The organism is Shewanella sp. GXUN23E, from assembly GCF_050865035.1.
In the GTDB taxonomy this organism is placed as follows: domain Bacteria; phylum Pseudomonadota; class Gammaproteobacteria; order Enterobacterales; family Shewanellaceae; genus Shewanella.
Map to the genome: position 1 here is coordinate 257,782 of NZ_JBOZWP010000003.1, position 21,711 is coordinate 279,492.

24 protein-coding genes are annotated in these 21,711 nt (G+C 54.8%); 9 read left to right on the plus strand and 15 right to left on the minus strand.

Features of this window, described 5'->3' with window-relative positions; translation table 11 throughout:
- Positions 1–99 precede the first annotated feature (99 nt).
- The gene (locus ACRRUX_RS04950) at positions 100–1,275 is read left to right on the plus strand and encodes a MerR family transcriptional regulator (protein WP_432527767.1); all 1,176 of its coding nucleotides are present in this window, start codon (positions 100–102) and stop codon (positions 1,273–1,275) included.
- Positions 1,276–1,329: 54 nt separating this feature from the next.
- Here the strand turns inward: ACRRUX_RS04950 and ACRRUX_RS04955 are convergent, their stop codons facing one another.
- Positions 1,330–2,517: an MFS transporter gene (locus ACRRUX_RS04955; protein ID WP_432527769.1), complete on the minus strand. Its 1,188-nt coding sequence runs from the start codon at positions 2,515–2,517 to the stop codon at positions 1,330–1,332.
- A 101-nt stretch (positions 2,518–2,618) separates the two neighbouring features.
- On the opposite strand from ACRRUX_RS04955, the gene ACRRUX_RS04960 reads away from it, so the two are divergent.
- Positions 2,619–3,392 carry an AraC family transcriptional regulator gene (locus ACRRUX_RS04960; RefSeq protein ID WP_432527771.1) on the plus strand — a complete coding sequence of 258 codons (774 nt, stop codon included), beginning with the start codon at positions 2,619–2,621 and terminating at the stop codon, positions 3,390–3,392.
- Positions 3,393–3,399: 7 nt separating this feature from the next.
- Here the strand turns inward: ACRRUX_RS04960 and ACRRUX_RS04965 are convergent, their stop codons facing one another.
- The 4 genes from ACRRUX_RS04965 to ACRRUX_RS04980 all read right to left on the minus strand — a co-directional run bounded on the left by ACRRUX_RS04965 (position 3,400) and on the right by ACRRUX_RS04980 (position 6,654).
- Positions 3,400–4,272, minus strand: coding sequence for an MBL fold metallo-hydrolase (locus ACRRUX_RS04965; protein ID WP_432527773.1), 873 nt, complete (start codon positions 4,270–4,272; stop codon positions 3,400–3,402).
- Positions 4,273–4,285: 13 nt separating this feature from the next.
- The gene (locus ACRRUX_RS04970) at positions 4,286–5,503 is read right to left on the minus strand and encodes an alpha/beta hydrolase-fold protein (protein ID WP_432527775.1); all 1,218 of its coding nucleotides are present in this window, start codon (positions 5,501–5,503) and stop codon (positions 4,286–4,288) included.
- Between the two features lie 240 nt (positions 5,504–5,743).
- Positions 5,744–6,277 (minus strand): SixA phosphatase family protein, encoded by a 534-nt coding sequence (locus ACRRUX_RS04975; RefSeq protein WP_432527777.1) that lies wholly within the window; start codon positions 6,275–6,277, stop codon positions 5,744–5,746.
- 56 nt (positions 6,278–6,333) lie between these two features.
- Entirely contained in the window at positions 6,334–6,654 is a 321-nt protein-coding gene (locus tag ACRRUX_RS04980) for a heavy metal-binding domain-containing protein (RefSeq protein ID WP_432527779.1), read from the minus strand.
- A gap of 242 nt (positions 6,655–6,896) precedes the next feature.
- Between ACRRUX_RS04980 and mtnC the strand changes: the two genes are divergently transcribed.
- Both mtnC and ACRRUX_RS04990 read left to right on the plus strand, forming a co-directional pair.
- Positions 6,897–7,580, plus strand: coding sequence for an acireductone synthase (gene mtnC / locus ACRRUX_RS04985; RefSeq protein WP_432527781.1), 684 nt, complete (start codon positions 6,897–6,899; stop codon positions 7,578–7,580).
- A 311-nt stretch (positions 7,581–7,891) separates the two neighbouring features.
- Complete coding sequence (locus ACRRUX_RS04990; RefSeq protein WP_432527783.1) at positions 7,892–8,323, plus strand: acyl-CoA thioesterase; 432 nt, start codon at positions 7,892–7,894, stop codon at positions 8,321–8,323.
- Between the two features lie 46 nt (positions 8,324–8,369).
- Here ACRRUX_RS04990 and ACRRUX_RS04995 read toward each other — a convergent pair whose 3' ends face one another.
- The 8 genes from ACRRUX_RS04995 to ACRRUX_RS05030 all read right to left on the minus strand — a co-directional run bounded on the left by ACRRUX_RS04995 (position 8,370) and on the right by ACRRUX_RS05030 (position 15,545).
- Positions 8,370–8,771 (minus strand): acyl-CoA thioesterase, encoded by a 402-nt coding sequence (locus tag ACRRUX_RS04995; RefSeq protein WP_432527785.1) that lies wholly within the window; start codon positions 8,769–8,771, stop codon positions 8,370–8,372.
- A 125-nt stretch (positions 8,772–8,896) separates the two neighbouring features.
- Complete coding sequence (locus tag ACRRUX_RS05000) at positions 8,897–9,349, minus strand: methyltransferase family protein (RefSeq protein ID WP_432527787.1); 453 nt, start codon at positions 9,347–9,349, stop codon at positions 8,897–8,899.
- A gap of 17 nt (positions 9,350–9,366) precedes the next feature.
- Positions 9,367–10,146 (minus strand): phytanoyl-CoA dioxygenase family protein, encoded by a 780-nt coding sequence (locus ACRRUX_RS05005; RefSeq protein WP_432527789.1) that lies wholly within the window; start codon positions 10,144–10,146, stop codon positions 9,367–9,369.
- Between the two features lie 73 nt (positions 10,147–10,219).
- Positions 10,220–10,909 carry an aspartate/glutamate racemase family protein gene (locus ACRRUX_RS05010; protein ID WP_432527791.1) on the minus strand — a complete coding sequence of 230 codons (690 nt, stop codon included), beginning with the start codon at positions 10,907–10,909 and terminating at the stop codon, positions 10,220–10,222.
- A 204-nt stretch (positions 10,910–11,113) separates the two neighbouring features.
- The gene (locus ACRRUX_RS05015) at positions 11,114–12,913 is read right to left on the minus strand and encodes an AMP-dependent synthetase/ligase (RefSeq protein ID WP_432527793.1); all 1,800 of its coding nucleotides are present in this window, start codon (positions 12,911–12,913) and stop codon (positions 11,114–11,116) included.
- Positions 12,914–13,032: 119 nt separating this feature from the next.
- Positions 13,033–14,295 (minus strand): hypothetical protein, encoded by a 1,263-nt coding sequence (locus tag ACRRUX_RS05020; protein WP_432527795.1) that lies wholly within the window; start codon positions 14,293–14,295, stop codon positions 13,033–13,035.
- Entirely contained in the window at positions 14,292–15,158 is an 867-nt protein-coding gene (locus ACRRUX_RS05025) for an ABC transporter ATP-binding protein (RefSeq protein WP_432527797.1), read from the minus strand. The genes ACRRUX_RS05020 and ACRRUX_RS05025 overlap by 4 nt, the downstream gene beginning before the upstream one ends.
- Before the next feature lie 9 nt (positions 15,159–15,167).
- Positions 15,168–15,545, minus strand: a complete 378-nt coding sequence (locus ACRRUX_RS05030) for a GntR family transcriptional regulator (protein WP_432527799.1) — start codon at positions 15,543–15,545, stop codon at positions 15,168–15,170.
- 89 nt (positions 15,546–15,634) lie between these two features.
- Between ACRRUX_RS05030 and ACRRUX_RS05035 the strand changes: the two genes are divergently transcribed.
- From ACRRUX_RS05035 to ACRRUX_RS05050, 4 genes are all read left to right on the plus strand, one after another.
- Positions 15,635–17,164 (plus strand): alpha/beta hydrolase, encoded by a 1,530-nt coding sequence (locus ACRRUX_RS05035; RefSeq protein WP_432527801.1) that lies wholly within the window; start codon positions 15,635–15,637, stop codon positions 17,162–17,164.
- Between the two features lie 5 nt (positions 17,165–17,169).
- Positions 17,170–17,904 carry an ABC transporter ATP-binding protein gene (locus ACRRUX_RS05040; protein ID WP_432527803.1) on the plus strand — a complete coding sequence of 245 codons (735 nt, stop codon included), beginning with the start codon at positions 17,170–17,172 and terminating at the stop codon, positions 17,902–17,904.
- Positions 17,904–19,043 carry an ABC transporter permease gene (locus ACRRUX_RS05045; RefSeq protein WP_432527859.1) on the plus strand — a complete coding sequence of 380 codons (1,140 nt, stop codon included), beginning with the start codon at positions 17,904–17,906 and terminating at the stop codon, positions 19,041–19,043. The genes ACRRUX_RS05040 and ACRRUX_RS05045 overlap by 1 nt, the downstream gene beginning before the upstream one ends.
- 86 nt (positions 19,044–19,129) lie before the next feature.
- Positions 19,130–19,381: a hypothetical protein gene (locus ACRRUX_RS05050; RefSeq protein ID WP_432527805.1), complete on the plus strand. Its 252-nt coding sequence runs from the start codon at positions 19,130–19,132 to the stop codon at positions 19,379–19,381.
- A 110-nt stretch (positions 19,382–19,491) separates the two neighbouring features.
- Here the strand turns inward: ACRRUX_RS05050 and ACRRUX_RS05055 are convergent, their stop codons facing one another.
- Complete coding sequence (locus ACRRUX_RS05055) at positions 19,492–20,496, minus strand: GlxA family transcriptional regulator (protein ID WP_432527807.1); 1,005 nt, start codon at positions 20,494–20,496, stop codon at positions 19,492–19,494.
- Positions 20,497–20,605: 109 nt separating this feature from the next.
- On the opposite strand from ACRRUX_RS05055, the gene ACRRUX_RS05060 reads away from it, so the two are divergent.
- The gene (locus ACRRUX_RS05060; RefSeq protein ID WP_432527809.1) at positions 20,606–20,791 is read left to right on the plus strand and encodes a hypothetical protein; all 186 of its coding nucleotides are present in this window, start codon (positions 20,606–20,608) and stop codon (positions 20,789–20,791) included.
- A gap of 75 nt (positions 20,792–20,866) precedes the next feature.
- On the opposite strand, the gene mog is transcribed toward ACRRUX_RS05060, so the two are convergent.
- Complete coding sequence (gene mog / locus ACRRUX_RS05065; protein ID WP_432527811.1) at positions 20,867–21,400, minus strand: molybdopterin adenylyltransferase; 534 nt, start codon at positions 21,398–21,400, stop codon at positions 20,867–20,869.
- Positions 21,401–21,711: the final 311 nt, after the last annotated feature.

Sequence of the window (21,711 nt, forward strand, 5' to 3'; positions counted from 1 at the left end):
GGACTGGATGTCAGGCGCATCAACATTCAGCCTTGACCTGTCTATAGCTTCATAGTTTATCGTTAAGTCCAGGTTGCCATTGACTATCAAGGCGCACAATTGACCCATTACCGCATCAGCGAACTGGCACAGGCGGTTGGCCTGTCCCGCTCAACCCTGCTGTACTACGAAAAGTTGGGATTAATCACCGGCAAACGCCAGAGCAATGGCTACCGGATCTATACCGACAGGGATCTGCAACGTCTGCGGCTGTTGCTGAAACTGCAAACCGGTGGACTGACGCTGAAACAATGCCAGGCCTGCATCGAGGCCAAAGTCGACAAGACGCTGCTGAGCCAGCGGCTGGCAGCACTGGATGAAGAGATTGCCCAAAAGCAGGCATCCAGAGACCTGCTGGCCGCACTGCTGGGACAAGGTAAGCTCAAAGATTGGCACGCAGCTGTGGATGAAATCGCCCCGGACGCCCATCTGGAATTTTTAATGAATCAGGGTTTCAGCAAAAAAGAAGCGCTGCGCCTTAAGTGGATATCCAAAGACATGAACGAACACGAACAGTATATGGCTGACTTTATGAAGGTTTTTGAAGCGCTGGAGCGTTGGGGGCCGGGCAGCGAAGCCGATACGTTAAAAGCGCTGCACGCCGTACCCTTTGCGCCACAACAGCTCCTGGAAATCGGCTGCGGCAAAGGTCTGGCAACCCAAGTGCTGGCCGCCCATACCCAGGCCAGTATCACCGCCATGGACAACGAAGATTCGGCGCTGGCAAGCCTTATACAACTGGCCGATGCAGCCGGGTTTGGCAACCGCATCAACACCATCAATGCCGATATGACAGACATTCCGCTGCCTGCTGGCAGTTTCGATCTGCTGTGGGCTGAGGGCAGTGCCTACATCATGGGGGTAGACCAAGCGCTGCAACGCTGGCAGCCGCTGCTGACCGATAACGGGGTATTGGTGCTGAGCGATTTGGTGTGGCTGACCGACAGTCCCAGTGAAGATGCGGTGGCATTCTGGAAGCAGGATTACCCTGCGATGACCTCGGTGGAAACCCGCCTCAATCAAGCCAAAGCGACTGGTTATAAGGTGCTCAACAGCTTTACCCTGAGTGAAAAAGCCTGGCGCAACTATTACCAGCCGCTGGATGCCAGAGTGCAGGCGCTGCAATCCCAGATGCCCGACTCAGCCGCACTGGAAGCGATTGCCAGAGAAGTGGATATCTTCAAACGCAGATTGGGCGAGTTTGGCTATCAATTCTTTGTGCTGCAAAAGGCCTGAGTAGCTAAGTAGCTAAACGCTGAAGCAACAAGGGGAGCATTGCTCCCCTTTTTATCACCCTATGGTTTTTCTGCTGCACAGTCGACTGCATAAACGGGACGCCTTACCCATCAACAACACGCCCAGCATCAGCGCTGTGGTAACCGTCAACACCACACCCAAGTCGCCACACTGACCCGACAGTTGCAGGCCCAGCCCCAACAGACTGTAGTAAAACAGCCCCAGCAACGCACCGGCAGTACCCGCCCACTGGCGGTATTGGATAAGCGCCTCACACAGTACATTGGGTACTGTCAGAGCAAAACCGATACATATCAGCGCCTGCATGACCAAAAACCACAGGCTATGCTGACTCAGCAGTACCCCGGGCGCACCAAAGGCAGCGCAGCATACGCCCAGATACACAAGCTGTTTAGCCTGATAGCCTGCTTTAAGCAGCTTTTGATTCAATACACTGCCCGCCAATGTGGCCAATGCCAGTACCAGACCAGTGGATCCGTAACTGCCAGCGTTCATCCCCAGCTTCTGGAACAAAAACGGCGCCAGCTGGAAGTAGGCAAATAACAGCAGATTGAAGCCAGCCACCAGCAAGGCTGAGCGCCAGATATGGCGGTCTGACAGCATGCACATCGCCAGTGACATCACGCCCCGCACATCACAGTCGGCCGCTTGGCAGTGCTCACTCTTGCGGGTTTCGCCCAGCTTTCGCCAGCTCATGCCAAGCAGTAGCAAGGCAAGCAGGCCCAGCACCGCAAACATGCCCATATAGCCAGCCCTGTCGACCGTCAGACCGCCCAGCAGCATGCCCAATGCCGGACTGATCGAAATGCCAATGCCAATCACAGCAAAGGCCCGGCTCAACGCGTCCCCTTCAAAGCGGTCACGCAACATGGTCTGTACCACAATAGAGCAACTGGCCGCACCAAAGGCACTGACCGCACGCAGCAGCAACAGCAGCTCGAAATCCTGACAAAACAGCGCCGATACGGCAGCCAAGACATACAAGCTCAGGCCAGCCAATAATGCCGGTCGTCTGCCCTTAACATCGGCAACCACACCCCAGCACACCACGCCGATCGCAAAGGTGACAAAATAGATGGATAGCGTCTGCCCGGCCTGAGATTGGCTGACCGCAAATGCGCTGGCAATATCCGTCAGCGCCGGGCTATAGATGGTTTCCGCTATTTGAGGAAACATGATCAGCAACACCAGCAGCAGGAAAGATTGAGTTGATGTGTTCATCCCGAGTCTTCTTCATTGTTTGAGGCTGGCAAGTATGGGACACGGGCCGTATGATCCTGTAACGTGAAAAAGACCAAAAACATCAAAATAAGGACAAGGTGATGCGATTGGATGCACCTCGGGCATTTGACCCGGATGCCGTAGCAGGAGAGGTTGTCGGTATTGCTCTGCAAACCGGCCAACACGACTCCGGCATTCACAGTCATAAACGCAACCAACTCCTGTATGCCTACTCAGGATGCATTCGGATAGACTGTCAGGACACCCTTTGCATACTGCCTCCCAATCGCGCCGCATGGATCCCCGCAGGCACAAAGCACAGGGCAACCATGACCAGAGTGGTTGAGTACAGATCGGTTTACTTCACTGAGCAACCTGAGTTGTCGGACCCGCAGGAACTGGTGATTCTGGAGGTGAATCCCTTGCTGCGAGAGCTGATTGAACGCATGGCGCAATGGCCGTGGCAACAGTCCAGAGCACGCAGTCAGCACACGCTGGCACTGTTTTTTGAAGAGTTGGCGGACGCCAGACAGCAGTCATTGTCACTGAGGCTACCGAAAGACAAGCGCTTACAGCAATGGTTAACTCGTTTGGAGCGTCAGCAGCTGACCCTGCCGCCCCTGAACCAGGCTGAGCAGCAAATCGGTGCGAGCGCCAAAACCATAAGTCGTTTGTTCACCAAAGAAACCGGACTGAGCTATCAAAGTTGGCGGCAGCAATGGCGTCTGCTGCGCGCCATTGAACTGTTGTCGATGAAAATGCCGATCAGTGAGGTGGCTTTCCGCCTGGATTTTTCCAGCGACAGCGCCTTTATCCACTTTTTCAAACAGCAACTTGGCTGCACGCCCAAACAGTTCTCTTCGGTGCAGCCCTGATGACTGACTAGACGCCCTGATACAGGGTATTAATCCACTTTTCTTCGGTAATAAAGGGCCAGCTCCAGCCGTCAAACTGCGCCGGCATACCCTCGGCCAGCAGCTGCTCCAGCGTCTTGCCAGCGGCCTTTTGCGCCTTGATCCAGTCGATACTGGCGGCAATCATATCGGCGAATTTTTGCAGATCCCTCTTACTCGCCAGTGGGCCATGACCGGGAATAATTTGCGTATCGTCGCCCACAGCTGCCAGCACCCTGTTCACCGCATCCAGATAGCCCTGCATGCTGCCGCCGCCCTTAAGATCCACATAGGGGAACATGCCATTGAAAAACAGATCCCCCATATGCACCACATTGGCGCCATCCCAGTAGATCACTGAGTCGCCATCGGTATGACCAGCGCCCATATGGGCCACTTTTAGTTTGTCGCCATTGAAGTAGACATTGATGCCCTCGTCATAGGTGACTACCGGCAGCGCGCCCTTGGCGGTTTTACCGTCTGTGCTCAGGCGGCGGTAGACATTGTCATGGGCCATAATGGTGCCAGCCTCGCTAAAAGGCTGATTACCGCCCACATGGTCACCATGGTAATGGGTGTTGATGATGTATTTGGGCCTGGTACTCATGCCTTTGCCCGGCGCCAGTTTATCCAGCGCGGTTTGGATTTTGCCTGCCAGCGGCGCAAACTGATCATCGATAATCAGTACCCCATCCTCGCCGGCACTGACGCCGATATTGCCACCGGAGCCGGTGAGCATATACACCCCGGGTTTGAGCTCAGTGGCAACTATCTCCACCTTGGCAAATCTGTCATGGTCGTCGGCCATCGCAATGGGCGCTGCCAGCGCCGCCATTACTGCCAATCCCGTCCAATTATGCATATCCCTGTCTCCGTTATAAATTCACGGCTTCGCCGGTTTTGGCATCAACCAGTTTCTCCAATGCCTGACCATAATGACGCTGCCAGAATGGATGCTGTGTCTGCCTCAAGGCCTTATCCAGCTGTACTTTGGCCTTAGCCACCTGCCCCTGCCTGGCCAATGTTGTGGCGTAGCGATATCTCAGACTGTGGTTATCCGGCAGCGCCTCAACACTCTGGGCAAATACGTTGAGCTGTGAAGCAGGATCATCTATCGATTCAGCCAGCGAAATCAGCGAATCGGCAGGTGATACCTCAAAGCCATACACCCGCTCAGACAGCGCCCGGTAATGGGCCACAATGGCCGCGACACCTTGCTGGCTGACCTCGGAGTCAGGCGCCAAGGGCTGATGGATATCATTGAAAATAAACTCAATGCCATGGGCAGTGGCCAGCACAGGCTGAGTCATATAGTAACTGCCATTGAAGCGCTGGCTTTGCCAGTTAAGCCCATCTGGTGCATAGGCTTTCAGCAGAGCTTCCAGTTCGTCAAAGCTCGTCAGCTGGCCTTGTTCAAAATCGCTGTCACTGGTGGAGATCTGTAGAAATACCGGTCGATTGGAGAGTTTTGGCGCAATGGCTTTAAGCTGCTTCGCGCCGTCTTTGAGCACATAGGCAAAGTCTTTACTCAATACCGGGCTGGCAGCGATATAAGCGTTGAACAACTCAGGCCGGTTGAACAAGGTATAAAGCACCAATCCGGCATTGCCGGTAAAGCCATTCATAATACGAAAGCCATTGGTGGGATATTTTTTATCGATAGCGGGCAGCAGTGCCTGCTGATAGAAGTCCAGCAAGGCTTGATTGCCTTGCTCCTCAATGGCAACCCCCTTGAGTTTGCCCAAGCCTTCATGGCCGTCAGGCGCGGTCACCACTATGGTCTCAACCCAGGGCCAACCGCCGTTATGGCTCATCCAGTCCTGCATACCGGCCAGCAGCGCCTGGGCTCTGGGGTGTTGCTCAAACATCACCACATAGCGCTTATCCGAGTAAGCATTAAAGCCCTTGGGCAAGGTCACGGTAAACACCGCCGGCTCATCCCCCAGCAGCGGCGAGGTCACTGTCAGCGTCTCTGTGGTGACCTTGTCAGTGATGGTGTTTGCCTCTGCCGAACTATCCCCGGCGATGGCTTGGGCTACCGGTGCCAGTGACAGCCCCATTGCCAGCATGGCAACAGTCAACATCCTGTTCATATTCAATACCTTGATTTTCCGTGGGAATAAGCATTAGCCGAAGCTAACCAAAGCATGTTCAAAAAACAAGCGCCGCCTGGTGTAAGCCAAGCCCAGGGTGCCAATAGCCAGAGGTTATTCGGAAATAGTTGGCTATTCGGAGATAGTTAGCCATCCGGAGATAGTGGAGTAGCAGGAAATGGGTTCAGTTGTTTAACACCCCGAGCTGAAGTGTCGGCAATCCGAGGTAAACAGTGTCATTTACCGGGGCGACACGAGCCACTTGGGGCCATCAAACCTGAGCAAACGGCCGCCACCTTTGGTCAGCTGCGACCATGCAGTGACGTTCAGGGTGAACTGCACCAGCGCACAGGTAGGGATATTGGCACTGAACCCGCCACCGTCGAGCCAATCCGCCAGTTCATTGAAGCCAGGGTTGTGACCAAACAGGCACAGATGATGGCAGTCATCGGACTGCTGGCGGATAAGGTCAATAAGCTGATCCAGTGATGCATGGTACAGGGAATCATTCAGTCCAAGCTGCCCCTCTGGCAGTCCACAGGCGTGGATAAAGCCGCAGGCAGTAGCGTGCGCGCGGATCGCCGGGCTGGAGAGCCAGACATCCGGCCCAGGAGGAGTGCCCGTCCTGCACAGCAGCGCAAAGTGCGCCGCCATCTTCGGTACGTCCCGCTCGCCTCTGGCATTGAGCGGCCGTAGTACATCTGCCAGCAACGGATTGTTCCAGCTGGATTTAGCATGACGAACCAGGGTCAGACTCAGTAAGGATCCCGCCACAGAGGCAACTCCAGCGCGAAGGTTAATCCAGTGCCATGGCTATTCCATAACAATGGCTATTCCACCACCACGGCCGTACCGGAGGCTGATACCATCAACATACCGTTGGTCTGGCCCATGACTTCATAATCCAGGTCTACCCCCACCACGGCGTTGGCGCCCAATTCCGCAGCCCTTTGCTGCAGTTCGGCCAGCGCAATTTCGCGGGCATGTTGCAATTCGCGCTCATAGGTCCCGGAGCGGCCACCCACCAGATCCCGGATACCGGCAAACAGGTCTTTGAATAAATTGGCCCCCAATATGGCTTCCCCGGCGACAACACCCCGATATGCCGTAATCCGTTTGCCTTCGATGGTTGGGGTAGTGGTGACTATCATCTTAAGTTCCTTTTCAGCCAGATCTGTAAAATCTGAAACTACCATCGCAAGGTGAAAAAATCCGCAAAAACATGGTAAAAATCATTCATTTTTAAACGGTATTCCGGCCCCTAAGTGCTGGTCAAAAATGCCAATTCACTTTAGGATCAGAGTTCCGGGAAGTCCTGAGGAAGTGTTGTCCGGCTGCGTGATGCATCACTCACTTACCTTTACACAGAAAGCTATGATGGAGTAACAATCATATGGGTATCAGAGCCATAGTCGTGGATACCGCGGGTACCACTACAGACCTGGACTTTATTCACAACGTCCTGTTTCCCTACTCGGTCAAGGCGCTGCCAGAGTTTCTCGAACGTAATCAGCAGAATGTACTGGTAGACAACTGTATCTGTGACGTCCGCGATATCGCACTGGAGCCCGATGCCTCACTGCAGCGGGTCACTGAAATCCTGCAGCAGTGGGTTGCCGAGGATCGCAAAGCCACACCACTGAAAACCCTGCAGGGGCTGATCTGGAAAGAGGGCTATGCCAAGGGTGAGTTCAAGGGTCATATTTATCCTGACTTTATCGACGCCATCAAACGCTACACCAGCCAGAATGTCCGGGTTTACAGCTTCTCCTCCGGCTCGGCCGAAGCCCAGGCCATGCTGTTTGGTCACAGCGATGCGGGCGATTTAAACCCCATGTTCAACGGCCATTTTGATACCCGTACCGGCAGCAAACTGGATAAGCAGGCTTATCTGAACATTCTCAATACCATCAGCCTCAAAGCCAAACAGGTACTGTTTGTATCGGATCGGCTGGAAGAGTTAAAAGCAGCGTCTGCCGCTGGCCTGCAGGTCTGCCAGATGGTGCGCGAGGACAAGGTTCGTACCGGTGATTTCCGCACCATTCATCACTTTGACCAGCTGAACTTCGAGCAATAATCCCAAACAGGGTTTATTGTCAGGCAAAGGTAAACAATCCACCGGTTTCAATGCCAGTTCGCAGGCAGCACCTTAGCGCCAGCGAACTGCCCAAAACGGGAATACCAAGGGAGACCTACTCAGGTCTCCTTTTTTGTTACCCGCTTTTCGCCCGTCGTGAAGATTGGCGACAATCACTAACAACATACAAAAGGGATAACAACCGGGCATCAATAATCCTCCGGCTGGCACCTGCCCTTGTGAGTTATTTCTGCGACTGTTACCCTGATATTTAAACAAGCGTTTAACACAACTGCATCAGGGATAAGAGAATGGAAGATTTTATCGGTCGTTACCCAGTTCATACGGAAATCAAAGTCGCCTGGGGAGAAATGGATGCCCTGCAGCACGTCAACAATGTCGCCTACTTCCGCTATTTCGAAACCGCCCGTATCGACTTTTTACTGCAAACCGGGTTGATATCCATGTTGCAGGACAAGCAGACCGGCCCGGTGCTGAGTGAGACCACGGCCAAATACAAACGGCCGGTGACCTTTCCCGATACCCTGATAATCGGTTCTTACATCAGCGACATTCAGGAAGACAGATTCGTGATGCACTACGAGGCCTTCAGTCAGGCCCAACAGGCCATCACCACCACCGGCAGCGCCAAAGTGGTGATGTTCGACTTCAAAACCGGCCAGAAAGCATCACTGCCGGACCATGTGCTGCAGGTGCTGAAGCAACACTGCCGCGATGCATAACCACCTCGCCTTCATCAGCGATAACCCCAGAAGTTAATCAGCGAATTCAGTTCGTTACCATATGGGCCGCCAGTGCCGCTTTGATTGGCTCCGGAATGGGTTCACTGCACTCGGCATCATAGTTGTAGTGAACCATAGTCGTGACCGCCTGCGCCGTCATCTTGCCCTGCTGCCAGCAGCGCTGGCGCAGGTCAAAACTGGCGCTGCCGATACGTGCCACTTCAGTGGTGATAGTCACCACTGAGCCATAGTAGGTGGGCGCCTTAAAGGCGATATTGTAGCCGGCGACAATCAGATTCCAGCGCTGCAGATCCAGCAACGGATTGAAAATCTCAAATACCGGCGTTCTGCCCGCCTCAAACCAGCCGGGTATCACGGTATTATTGATATGCCCAAGGGCATCGGTTTCATTGAATCTGGGGGTTAGCTCGAGGGTAAAAGCCGTCATGGCACATCAGTCCTTGTCTGTTACCAACCTGTGTTGGCTATCTCTTCAATCACAGCACTATAACCATGAAGCATCATCAGGTTAAGCCACGAAGATAACCCGGCAATGTCTGCAGCTGTAAACTGCTACAGCCAGCGCCTGACCGTCCGGCAATAGCTTAGATACTCATCGCCGAACAGGGCGGTCAATGCCCGCTCTTCGGGTTTGATTTGAAATGCCGTCAGATACCAGATAAACAGTGGCACCCACGCCAGCGCCAAGGGATCGGCCAGATAGCCGCCCCAGCCAGTCAGCGCCAGCGCAAACCCCAGATACATGGGGTTGCGGGTATATTGATAAATGCCACCATCAATCAAGCAGGATGCCTTTTCAGGCCGGGTTGGATTGACCGTAGTCTGGCCCCGGCGAAAAGCCTGCACGCCGGCAAAGGCCACCGCAAAGCCTGCAATACCGAATCCCAACAGCCATCCCCAGCGAACAGCGTCTGCCCATGCCCAGCCAAACCCTGCCCGCGAGCTCAGCCAAGCGGCGCCCACAAACAGCAACACCAATAACAAAGGGGGGATTTTAAGCGCCATGCCAACATCCTTTTGGTTCATTTTTTCAGTATGTTAGCAGTGGTTTCAAAGGGCTGTGGCCAGACCAAGACAGCCAGCGTATCCGCATCCGGCAGACAGTCGTCCCGGCCATATTGCAGCAGCTCAGGCAAGGGGTCGCAAAACAGTATATCCAGCGCCAATCTGTCCATACCGTATAGCCCGCGGTGAATACAGTTAGCGTCAAACAGCAGCATGTCACCAGCCTGCAAAGGCACTTTCACGCCGCCGGGCAGATCATCACTGGGTCGGCGACCTGCCTGACCAAGACGCACATCCAACTGTATCTCAGTGTCCCAGTGTTTGTGGGAGCCGGGGATAAATTCCAGCCCGGGTTCATCGTATAACGCCAGTCGCAGATGCAACACTGATGGGCCGGTGAGTACCGCCTGTTGCTCGGCCAGCGACAGATGATACTGGCAATCCCGGTGCCAGTAATTGCGCTGGCCGGGATTGACCGGGTTGAAAAACAACTGAGTATTGAGAAAACCGCAACCAACGGGAAACAGTGGCGCCATGATAGCCCGCGACTGCTCTCCGCCCAGAAACTGAAACAGCTGCCGGCGCTGATCAGCATTGAGATAATCAGGCCCGGTCAGGTAGGCACTGTTGATCGCACGGCTTTGATAAAACGCCTGGTTATCAGCCTGCCAACGGACATGAAAGGTCGCGATCAGCTGTCTTAGCCCGGTCAATTGTGACTGGCTTAGGCTGGCGCGAAAGCATTGAAAACCATCGCGCTGAAAGCCGCGATAGTCTGGCATCACTGTGGCTGGCATATATCATCCCTGGGATTAACAGCGCCCATTGAATAGCGCTGCTCAATCATTGAACCCGGCAATCCGCCTGAGATCAAGCCAGCGCCATCTGAACCGCCGCCTGAGCATGAATGGCCGTGGTATCAAACAGGGGAATCTCGGTGTCAGCCTGCTTCACCAGCAGACCTATCTCGGTACAGCCGAGGATAATGCCCTGCGCGCCCTGTCCTGCCAGGGCTTCCATAATCGCCAGATAGTCCTGACGCGAGCTGTCATTAATCAGCCCCTGGCACAATTCCTGATAAATCACCCTATGCACCACATCACGGCCGCCTTCATCTGGCACCAGTACCCTGATGCCTTTGGCCTCAAGACGGCTGATATAAAAGTCCTGTTCCATGGTAAAGCGGGTACCCAGCAGGCCAACACAATCGATACCGGCACCAAGCAGCTTATCTGCCGTGGCATCGGCAATGTGCAGCAGAGGAATATTGATGACCAATTCAATCTGAGGGGCGACCTTGTGCATGGTGTTGGTGCAGATCAGCAAAAAGTCGGCACCGGCAGCTTCAACACCCACCGCAGCCTTGGTCAGCATCTTGGCAGTGCAGGCCCAGTTGCCCTCATGCTGCAGCTTTTCAATTTCAGCAAAATCGACGCTGTTAAGCACCAGTTTGGCACTGTGTAAACCACCCAGTTGCTGCTTTATTCCCTGATTGATCATGGCATAGTAACTGGCGGTAGACTCCCAGCTCATGCCTCCCAATAATCCTATCGTTTTCATTGGTTTTAGGTATCCGAAGTTGTAGATGTACAGCTGATTTATCCCCAGCATAACCGCCTTTCACGGCGACTGCATCTGCCCACTGTGGCGGCAGGATCACAGTTTGAATATCTGCCTGAACCAGTATCCACTGGCTGAAAATGCCAATCCCGGAACATAAAAAAGGACGCCCCGGGGCGTCCTCTCATTCTGCTCAACTGGATATCAGTTGTTGTACATGGCGTTAATTTCGCGCGCGTACTTGTGATAGATCATCTTGCGGCGCAGCTTCATAGTCGGGGTAATGAGACCCGCTTCCATGGAGAAGGCTTCAGGCAACAGCGTGAACTTTTTGATCTTCTCAAAGCCGGCCAGTCCCTGCTGCATCATCTTCAGACGCTGCTCGAAATGCTCAACCACGTGGCTGTGGCGCAGCAGTTCAATCGGTGACTCATAACTCAGACCTTTTTCACGGGCCCAGGATTCCAGCGCTTCAAACGCAGGCACAATCAGCGCCGTCACATAGTTACGGGCATCAGCCACAATGGCCACCTGCTCGATGTATGGGCAGCAGCCAACGGTGCCTTCCACCCGCTGCGGCGCGATGTACTTGCCGTTGGAGGTTTTCATCAGCTCTTTGATGCGGTCGGTGATGTACAGGTTACCCTGAGCATCCAGACGACCGGCATCACCGGTTTTCAGCCAGCCGTCTTCAAAAGTATCGGCAGTTTCCTGTGGTCGCTTGTAATAGCCGCGCATCACGGTATCACCGCGCACCAGAATTTCATTGTCGGTGCCCAGCTTCACTTCCAGCTCAGGCAACACTTTGCCGTTAGATCCCAGCACCCGGTTATCCAGGGTGTTGCAGGTTACTGTGGCGGTGGTTTCCGTCATGCCGTAACCACACAGCACAGGCACATCAATCGCCTGGAAGAAGGCACTGACCTTAGTATCCAGCGCAGCGCCACCGCAGGGCATAAACTTCAGGCGGCCACCCAGCAGATTACGCAGCTTGGAAAACACCAGCTTGTCGGCCAGTTTGAATTTCAGCGATTGCATGAGTGAGCTTTTACTGCGGCCCTGGCTGACTTCAAACTGCTGTGAACCCACATTCAATGCCCAGTAAAACAACTTGCGACGGCCAGTCGGCGCCTTGCCCACTTTATCCATCACGGCGCTGTACACCTTCTCCAGAAAACGTGGCACCACGCACATGGTATGGGGACGCACTGCGGCAATGGCTTCTTTTACCCGGTTGGTATCACTCAGATAGACGTTATGACCACCACGGCACAGGGCATAGAAGCTCCAGCCACGCTCAAATACATGGGACAGCGGCAGGAAGGCCAGCGACACATCACCCGGGGTGAAGGCCAGTTTGGCATCATGCTGACGCACGGTAGAGGCGATATTGCGGTAATCCAGCATCACACCTTTAGGGTCACCTGTGGTGCCTGAGGTGTAGATCAGGGTCAGCAGGTCGTCCAGATTGGCAGCCTCAATACGGCTGGCAAGCTCAGCCTGCTGTGCGTCCTGAGGCTGGAAGTCCGCCAATACAGTGTCTAGATGGAAGTGATGTTCAGCATCGTCAAGTTCGACAGTTGCATCGAACACCAGCACATGGGTCAGGGAAGGACACAGACCCAGCAACTTCTGCGCCATGGCATACTGGCTGGCATCGTTGACGAACAGCACCTTGGCTTCGGCATCATTGATGATATAAGCCGCCTGCTCCAGCGTGCTGGTAGGATATACGGGAACCACTACACCGCGGGCTTTGAGGGTTGCCACGTCGGCGCAGGTCCACTGCGGGCAGTTCTGCGACAGGATAACGACTCTATCCTGCACATCAACACCTAAAGAAATTAACACTTGTGCCAATTTGTTACTGATGGACGCAAATGCCTGCCAGCTGACCTTGGCCCACGGGCCGGACAGCTCGAATCCCTCCAGCGCTGTGGCCTGAGGGCGAGCCTCGGCTTGCTGCTGAAGAAGTTTAATCACATGGTACTGGCTTAGGGACATAAGGTTAAAACCCGCTTTTAGCTTACAAGTGTTCCGGTTTTTGGCGGATTCTAACTGAACATTTTTTGAAAGCTAAGCCTTTTTGGATTAATTTTGCTTCCTCTCACAGAAACCCGGACTCATCCGATGAGTCTGCCAATCCCCGTCACACCCCTGTTACAAGCCCATCTCAGCGCCATCAATCCCAGAGCCACGGCCGCAAAATGCCATAGCCACCACAACTCTGCCAGACCGGAAGTTGAGGTCATTTTTATCAGAATACCGGCAAGGGTACTGTAGCCAATCAGGCACAGCATCAACCAGGGAAGATGTGCAGAGCGCTGACACAAACTTCCCGCCGCCAGACACCAGGCGCAACCGGCCAACTGCAGCAAGACCAGTTGCACCAGCCATTGCCAATCCAGGCCGCTCAACGGATTCAGCAAAGTCATGATCAACAGACTGAGCAGCGCCAGCAATATCAATAGCCGCAGCTGTGACTGCCACATCGCCTGCGCCAATCCCCTGCGGCCATCAAATACCGGCAGTACCAGCAAGCTCTCTGTGCTCTGACGTCTGAGAATGCGGCTCCAGTGCACCAATAAACAGGCGATCCCGGCCCCCTGCAGCAGGATGAAGCCAACCGGAAAATGAATCTCAAAGGCAGGCAACAGCAAACCGGCCAATAGCGTGCCCGCTGTGAGCATAAACAGAAACCCTGCCAGCATGGGACCGGTATAGAAACTGATGGGAAACAGCAGACGCGATAGCCTGTCAGCCAATGAGTTATCGGACACGCCAGGCAACCACATCCAGCCGGTTTCCACACCTGAGACAGTGATATTTTTGGCGTTTGGATGCCAGCGCAGTGTGTCGGCACGGCTCAGCTTGTGGCACAGCGTCAGCACCAATAACACAAACAGGGTGCCAGGCAGCCAGAGCGGCAGCAATATCACCAGATTGTCGACGAAAATCAGCGCCAGATAGGTAAAAAATGACAGATAGAAAAAATTGGGCGCTCTGAGAGTCAGCAACATAAAGGCCGCCGACAGGCTGCAGGCCAGCAGCACAGGATTCAGTGCCGGCGGATAACAGGCGGCTATCAGCACCAGGGTCAGCAAAGTGACCAGCGTCAGTACAAACGCCAGTTGGACAAGGTAATGAGAACTTGCCCCCGGGATCAGCAGCAGGTTTTCCTGAGCACGCAGCCGCACCAGTTGCAGCGCTCCGGCAGACCACACAGATACCAGCGCCAGCGAGAACATCAACCCCAGCATCTGGGGCTTGCCCAGCAGCAAAAACAGTGCGCCCGTCAACCAGCCCACCAGCGCCGCCTGCAGGAAGCTGTTGCAGCCTACGTCCTTCAGCCACCACTGACTCAACCCCTGCGACCACCGTCTCATCGGTTGAGCTCCCCCCTGTTCATTTCCATGTAGAGGCGCTCAAGATTCACGGTTTCTACCTGGGCCTGAGGAATAAGCTGATCGGCATAGCCGTCGACCAGCACCGAATAGCGATTCTGCGCCAAGACCGTCAGCCCATCCGGCAGGGCGCGCATATCAGCGCCCTGGGCAAAATGCAGCAAACGCAGCTGTTCTCGCAGCAGATCCAGCTCCCGCATCAGCACCAACTTGCCCTGACGGATCAATGCCACATGGCTGGCCACCCGCTCCAGATCTGAGGTGATATGGGTGGAAAACAGCACACCTGAGCCGGATTCCAGCGCCAGCTCAAACAAATCCGTCATAAAGGCCTGACGGGAAATGGGATCCAGGCTGGCGACCGGCTCATCCAGCAACAGCAGCTGTGGCCGGTAGGCCATCGCCATGATCAGTGCCAGCGACTGCCGCTGACCCCCTGACAACTGCTGCACCCGTGTCTTGTCATCCAGCTGGAAACGACTGAGCCACTGTGACTCAAGCTCCCGGTCCCAGTCGGCATAGAAGCTGGCATGCAGCGCCAGCGCCTGACGCACGCTAAAGCCTTCATACCCGGCCGGCTGCTGCGGCACATAGCCAATGCGGCTTTTGGCCTCACGACTCAGTTGTGCCGGTGACTGCCCCAGCGTCCTGATGTCACCGCCGTCGATATCTATGATGCCCATGGCTGCGCGCATCAGGGTCGACTTGCCTGCGCCATTGGGACCCAGCAATCCAATCACCATGCCGGGCGCCAGTTGCAGATTGAAGCTATCCAGCGCCCGCTTGTCGCCAAAGGCTTTATCAACCTGTGTAAATTCCAGCAGCAGGCCTTCCAGCTCCGACATTTCCATCTCCTATGATTCCTGCCAACGCGCTTCAATCAGCGACAGCAGCTCCTGCCTGTCCACCCCCAGTTGCCGCGCCTGCTCCACCAGCGCATCCACCTGAGGCGCCAGCAACTGCGCGCCCTGGATGGCATTTGCTCCCTGCCCCTGCGCCACCTGAGTCGGCTGACCACGGCGACGCTCCAGATACCCCTGCTCAACCAGATTCTGAATCGCCCGGGAGACTGTCATGGGGTTGACCGTCAGGAAATCAGCAATTTGCCTAACCGAAGGCAGGGTGTCTCCGGGCTTAATCTGTCCACCCACGATAAGCCGTACCACCTGCTCCTGAAGCTGGCGGTAGATCGGTTCACCACTGCTGGGGTTGACACGCAATAAATCCAACATTAGCCTTACACTGTATTAATACATTGATACACTGATACACCACTCAAGTTAACACAGACTTGTCCGGATCGCCAAAAGGAAATCAAGCTATGCGCTATCCACAATCGACATCATCAGGGCCTGTCCGTCGCGGCATTTCACTGATCTATATTGGTCTGCAGGGAATGTTCACATCCTGCGCCCTGCTGCTCGCCGGCATCACGGCGGCTCAGGCAGCCAATGACATCTTTGCTCATACTCAGGCCTGTCATATTGAGGGTATAGACGAAAAAGTCCGCTGCGGCAGTGTCACTGTGGCGGAAAATCCCGATAAGCCGGATGGCAGACAGATTGATGTGCACTATGTAGTGCTGCCGGCGATTAAAAATGCCGATCCCGACAAGGCGCTGCTGGCGATTGCCGGCGGCCCTGGCCAGTCTGCCATTGAAAACGCCGCCTACTTCAATCAAATGCTGGGCAAAGTTCGCCAGTTCAGGGACATACTGCTGATAGACCAGAGGGGAACGGGTTTGTCCCAGCCGCTGGCGTGCGAAGACATGACCCCCATCAATGCCCTGGCCTACAACGATGAAAATCTGGATATGCCGGCGTTGACCCAGGCCTGCCTGCAACAGCAACAGGCCGATGTGACCCAGTATGGCAGCCTCAGCGCCGTCAGGGATTTCGAGGCCGTGCGGCAGGCCGCAGGTTACAGCAAGCTGGATATTTACGGCATTTCTTACGGCACCCGCATGGCGCAGGTGTATCTGAAACACTATCCGCAGGTGCTCACCACTGTCACTCTGGATGGGGTCGTCCCGATGCAACAGAACCTCATGTATATCAGTGAGGCGATTGCCCGGGCCACCGACCTGATGCTGACCGATTGCGAACAAAATGCCGCCTGTCAGCAGGCTTTTCCGCAGCTCAGAAGCCAGCTTGCCGAAGTTGAACAACAATTGGCGCAGCAGCCGGTATCCGCCAAAGTCAACGACCCCATGTCCGGCGAGGTGTCTGAGCTGCTGCTGACCCGCAGCAAATTTCTCGGAGCCATCCGCATGGCCCTTTACTCACCCACTACCCGCAGCCTGCTGCCCTACGCCATCAACCAGGCTGCGGCAGGGAATTACCAACCCATTCTGGGGCTGTACGGCCTGACGACAGACGGTGCAGGGATTGCCATGGGTATGCATGCCAGCGTGGTATGCGGTGAAGATATCCCCTTTGTCGATGACACAGTGGAGCAGGTAGCCAACCGCACTTTTGTCGGCAGCGAGATGCTCAGCAGCCTGCGCGAAGTGTGCAGCGTGTGGCAGGTGCCGCCGGTAGACCCATCGTTCCACCAGCCGGTGAACAGTGATGTGCCTGTGTTGTTGCTGTCGGGCGAGATGGACCCGGCCACGCCCCCCAGCTGGGCAGAGTTGGCTATGGTTGATTTGCGCAATGCCACTCACCTGATCTCCCCCTATGCCGGGCACGGCGTGGCCTCGCAAACCTGCGCCAACGGCCTGATCGCAACCCTGGTAAAAACCGGTTCGCTGAAGGAGCAGGACGCCAGCTGCCTGGACCGGGACATCAGCCGCAGCTTCTACCTCAACGCCAATACCGTTGAACCTCTGGCCACCGCCAACAAGGAGTAATCACCATGATCAGCGTAAACGACCTGTATAAACGAATTGGTGATGTTCAGGCGCTCAACGGCCTGAGTTTCACCGCCCGGGACGGCCAGATCACCGGTCTGCTTGGCCCCAACGGCGCGGGCAAAACAACCTGCCTGCGCACTGTGTTTGGCTTGCTCAAACCCGACAGCGGCAACGCCGAGGTGGAAGGCATAGACGTCGCCCTTAACCCCACCGCCGCCAAACAACAATTGGGACTGTTCCCGGATCCTTTCGGTTTGTATGAACGGCTGACCCCCAGAGAATACATCCGCTTCTTTGCCGAGCTCTCCGGGCTTGCTCGGGAGCAGGCCAAAGCCGCCACCGACAAAGTCATCCTGGATCTCAAACTGGATGACATTGCCGATCGTCGCTGTAAGGGATTTTCCCAGGGGCAACGAATGAAAACCGCATTGGCGCAGGCCATAGTGCATCGCCCCCGCAACATCATTCTGGATGAACCGACCCGCGGACTGGATGTAATGAGCACCCGGGTGCTGCGCGGCATGCTCAAGGATTTGCGGGATCAGGGCCACTGCGTGCTGTTTTCCAGCCATGTTATGCAGGAGGTGGCCGCGCTGTGTGATCAGGTTATTGTCATGGCCGCCGGTAAGGTCGTTGCCGTGGGCAGCCCAGCCGATCTGTGTGCCCAGACCGGCCACGACTCACTGGAAGAAGCCTTTATTCAACTGATCGGCACTGACGAGGGGATAGCAGCATGATGAGCAAGATAATTACCCTGGTGCGCAAAGAGTTACTGGACGCCGCCCGCGACAAACGCTCAGTGATGGCCGGGCTTTATTACGCCATAGGCACGCCATTGATTATGTGTGGTCTGTTTTTCGTGCTGATCGGTCAGTTGACCAGCCCGGAAGACATGAAGATCACCATCAATAACCAGCAATATGCGCCGGATCTGGTGCGTTATCTGGCCAACAAAGGGGTGCTGCACGGCGACCAGGACGATGCGGATCTCAAGGCGATTAGCCTGACCATTACCGAGCAATACCCGACGCAGATGAGCAAGGGACAGCAGGCGGAAGTGATTCTGGAAGCTGACAAATCCAACGAAAAGCTGCAGAAATCAATTCGCCGCCTCGAGCAGCAATTGCAAAGCTACAGTATGGAAGTCGGCAGTCTCAGGCTGCTGGCCCGCGGTATCGATCCCCGCGTGGTGCAGCCGATTAAACTCAGGGTAGAAGATCAATCCACCGCCACCTCCCGCGGCGGCTTTATTCTGGGTGTGGCCATTTTCACCATGATCTATGCGGTGTTTATTTCAGGCATGAATCTGGCCATCGACACCAGCGCCGGTGAGCGCGAGCGCAATTCACTGGCACTGCTGCTCAGCCATCCAGTGTCGACCCGCGAACTGGTGAGCGCCAAAATCCTTGCGGTCACCCTGTTTGCCCTGCTGGGGCTGGCGCTTATTCTGCTGGTGTCCAAGTTTGCCTATACCTTAGTACCCTGGCAGGAACTGGGCTTCAGCATTCATATCTCACCTGAGTTTATGTTGCTGATGTTGCTGGTCGGCACTCCTGTGGCACTGATGGCTGCCAGTCTGCAAATCTTCGTGTCCTTTATGGCCAAGACCTTCAAAGAAGCCCAGTCCTACCTGACCATAGTGCTGATCATCCCCATGGGGATTTCGATGATGGCCAGTTACGAAATCGCGCCGGACACTTTGCAGTGGCTGCCGGTTTCCGGCCAGCAACAGGCATTGATGGCCTTTGTCAAAGGCCGGGAAATTCCCATGCTGCAGTTGTTGATCTCGTCAGCCTCAACGCTGCTGATCGCGCTGGTGATGGCGCTGGGGCTGGAGCGTATGCTCAAGAGTGAGAAAGTGGTCTTTGGTTTGTGATTGAATTTGTAATTAGGTTTGTAATTGGATTTGTGATTGCGAACATCCCGGCGTTGCCGGGATCCCCTTAAACATGGAGGTTTGATATGGAAAACGATTATGCACTGATGACGGTTATCACTGTATTTGTCATCTGTGTGTCAGCATCTGAGATGTTCAAAATCTGGATGAAGAGCCGCAACGCTTACACCAGATCAGGCATTGGCAAGGCAGATAAGACACAGGTTGAGCAACTGACATCTGAAAACGCCCAGCTTAAAGCGCGCATCGCCACGCTGGAGAAAATCGTCATAGACCCGGCCTATCAGCTGGGTCAACAGATAAAAAACCTCAAATAACCACCAGCTAAGGATAACGTCACGATAACGGCTTATCCCTGGGAACTCATCAGTGAGCACTCGTCAGTGAACAAAGTGCGGCCCGGGCTGCGCTTTGTTCGCATTAACAATCAACAACAGCTGTGGCTGTTGAATTTGATGCGATAGGCCCGGGGGGATAAAGAGGTTTGCTGTAAAAACAGTTTGCGGAACGAACTGCTGTCACCATAGCCGACCCGCTCAATAATCTGCTCCAGTGCCATATCAGTGGTTTCCAGCAGCCGCTTGGCTTCATCGATGCGCAGTTTTTGCCAGTAGCTGCCGGGCGTTTCATTCAATGCCAGTTTAAAGCGGCGAATCAGGGTGCGTTTACCCAAGGCAAATTGGGCCGCCAGCTCATCCAAACTCAACGAGGCAGCCAGGTTTTGCTGCATCCACTCCTGCGCCGCACGCACCTGACTGTCCTGATGTTGATTCAGCTGGAACGACATGGTCATAAAAGGCTGCTGGGAACTGCGATTGGGCGCCACCAGCAGCACTTTCGACAATTGATGGGCCACCTGCACTCCGACGAGCATTTCCACCATATGCAGCGCCAGACTCAGACAGGCACTGGTCGCCCCGGCGGTATGAAACTGGCCATCTGCAACGACCAGCGAATCCATACACAATTCAGCTCTGGGAAAGCGCCGGCGAAACAGTTCAGACAACCACCAGACAGTCGTCGCGCGCACGCCATCCAGCAAGCCCGTGGCTGCCAGCACCAGAGTACCTGAGCAATAGGCGGCTATCGGCTTGCCGGTGCGGGCATAGCGCTTGAGAGGTTCAACAAAGGGCGCAAAAGCCTGTTCAAATTCAGCCAGCCCAATCTCATTGGTGACAAAGGCCGACGCCAGCAGCACCGCATCAGCCTGCAGCAAATCAACTTCATCGATTGCCCGTGCCGGCAGGGCAAAGCCCTGATTGGTGCTCACCGCCTGACCATCAGGGCTGATCAGATGCACATGAAATAACTCATGTTGAGCGGCAGGTTCCTGCCGTTGCCAGTAGAGATTACAGAAGCTGAACACATCCAGCAGGCTGCTGATGCCACTGGCCACCACGTTACCCGCCGCCAGAATCATGATCTTCTTCATTGCCAAGCCCTAAATGTCACTTTATGACCAAATATTGTCAATAATGACACTCACGCAGTGCCTGTCCAGTTTTTAAACTGTTCCCAGTCAGACATACAGGAGCTACAGGATGCTGTCTCAACCCCAACGAAAACTCATCGCCTTGGGCTATCTGGCCATCAGCTGGAGCCTGCTGCTGTGGCTGCATCTGCATATTGAGCCCAATGTCTTCGCCCACATGGTGGCTATCCCGGTGCTGATGCTGGCCACCGGTATTTCGGCGTGGCGCTTCTGCAACAGGGACTGCTGTCCGTAAACAAAAAAGAGCATCCATTATTGATGGATGCTCCTGAGTTTCATCTCGGGCTAGAAAGATGAAATTTTAAAAGGCTCACTTGGCCTTTGGGCGAAACGGCTTGATGACCGCTTCGTTACATTCCAGATAAGGCCCTTCCATCAGATCGATACAGTAAGGTATCGCCGGAAATACGGCATCCAGACATTCACGGATCGACTTGGGCTTGCCCGGCAGGTTCACGATCAGACTGTCGCCACGCAGACCGGCGGTCTGACGGGAAAGGATGGCAGTAGGTACGAACTTGAGCGACTCGGCGCGCATCAGTTCACCAAAGCCGGGCATCATGCGATCACATACAGCCTCAGTCGCCTCAGGTGTCACATCGCGTTTGGCAGGTCCCGTGCCACCTGTGGTCACAATCAGGCTACAGTTCAAATCGTCAGCCATGGTGATCAGCGTGGCCTCAATCACATCCTGCTCGTCCGGGATCACCTCATACACGGGCTCCCACTCTGAAATCAGATATTCGTTGAGGGTTTCAATAATGGCCTTTCCGGAAATATCTTCATAAACACCGGCGCTGGCGCGGTCGCTGACGGTAACGATACCGATTTTGGCTTTAGCCATGATTGCTGTCCTTTGACTGAATTACGCATTAAGGACAGGAATAAAACACAACTGCTCATTTTTCTCCAGTAAAACCGCCTGCGATTGCCGGGATGAGCAGTGAGGCCGCCACCGGCGGTGACCCTTTATACCAACTTCATTAATAGTTTGATCAATTCAGAGCGCGTCAGGGATTGTGATTCAAGGCGCATTGATTGACTAAGAGTGGCTCCCTTTGAGGGCAATGCAACACAGAAGCAGGATGCCTGACACGCTCATGCAGTGCTGGGTTCAATGCACCTGATACTGTGCTCAGCCGTCTCAAGCGCATT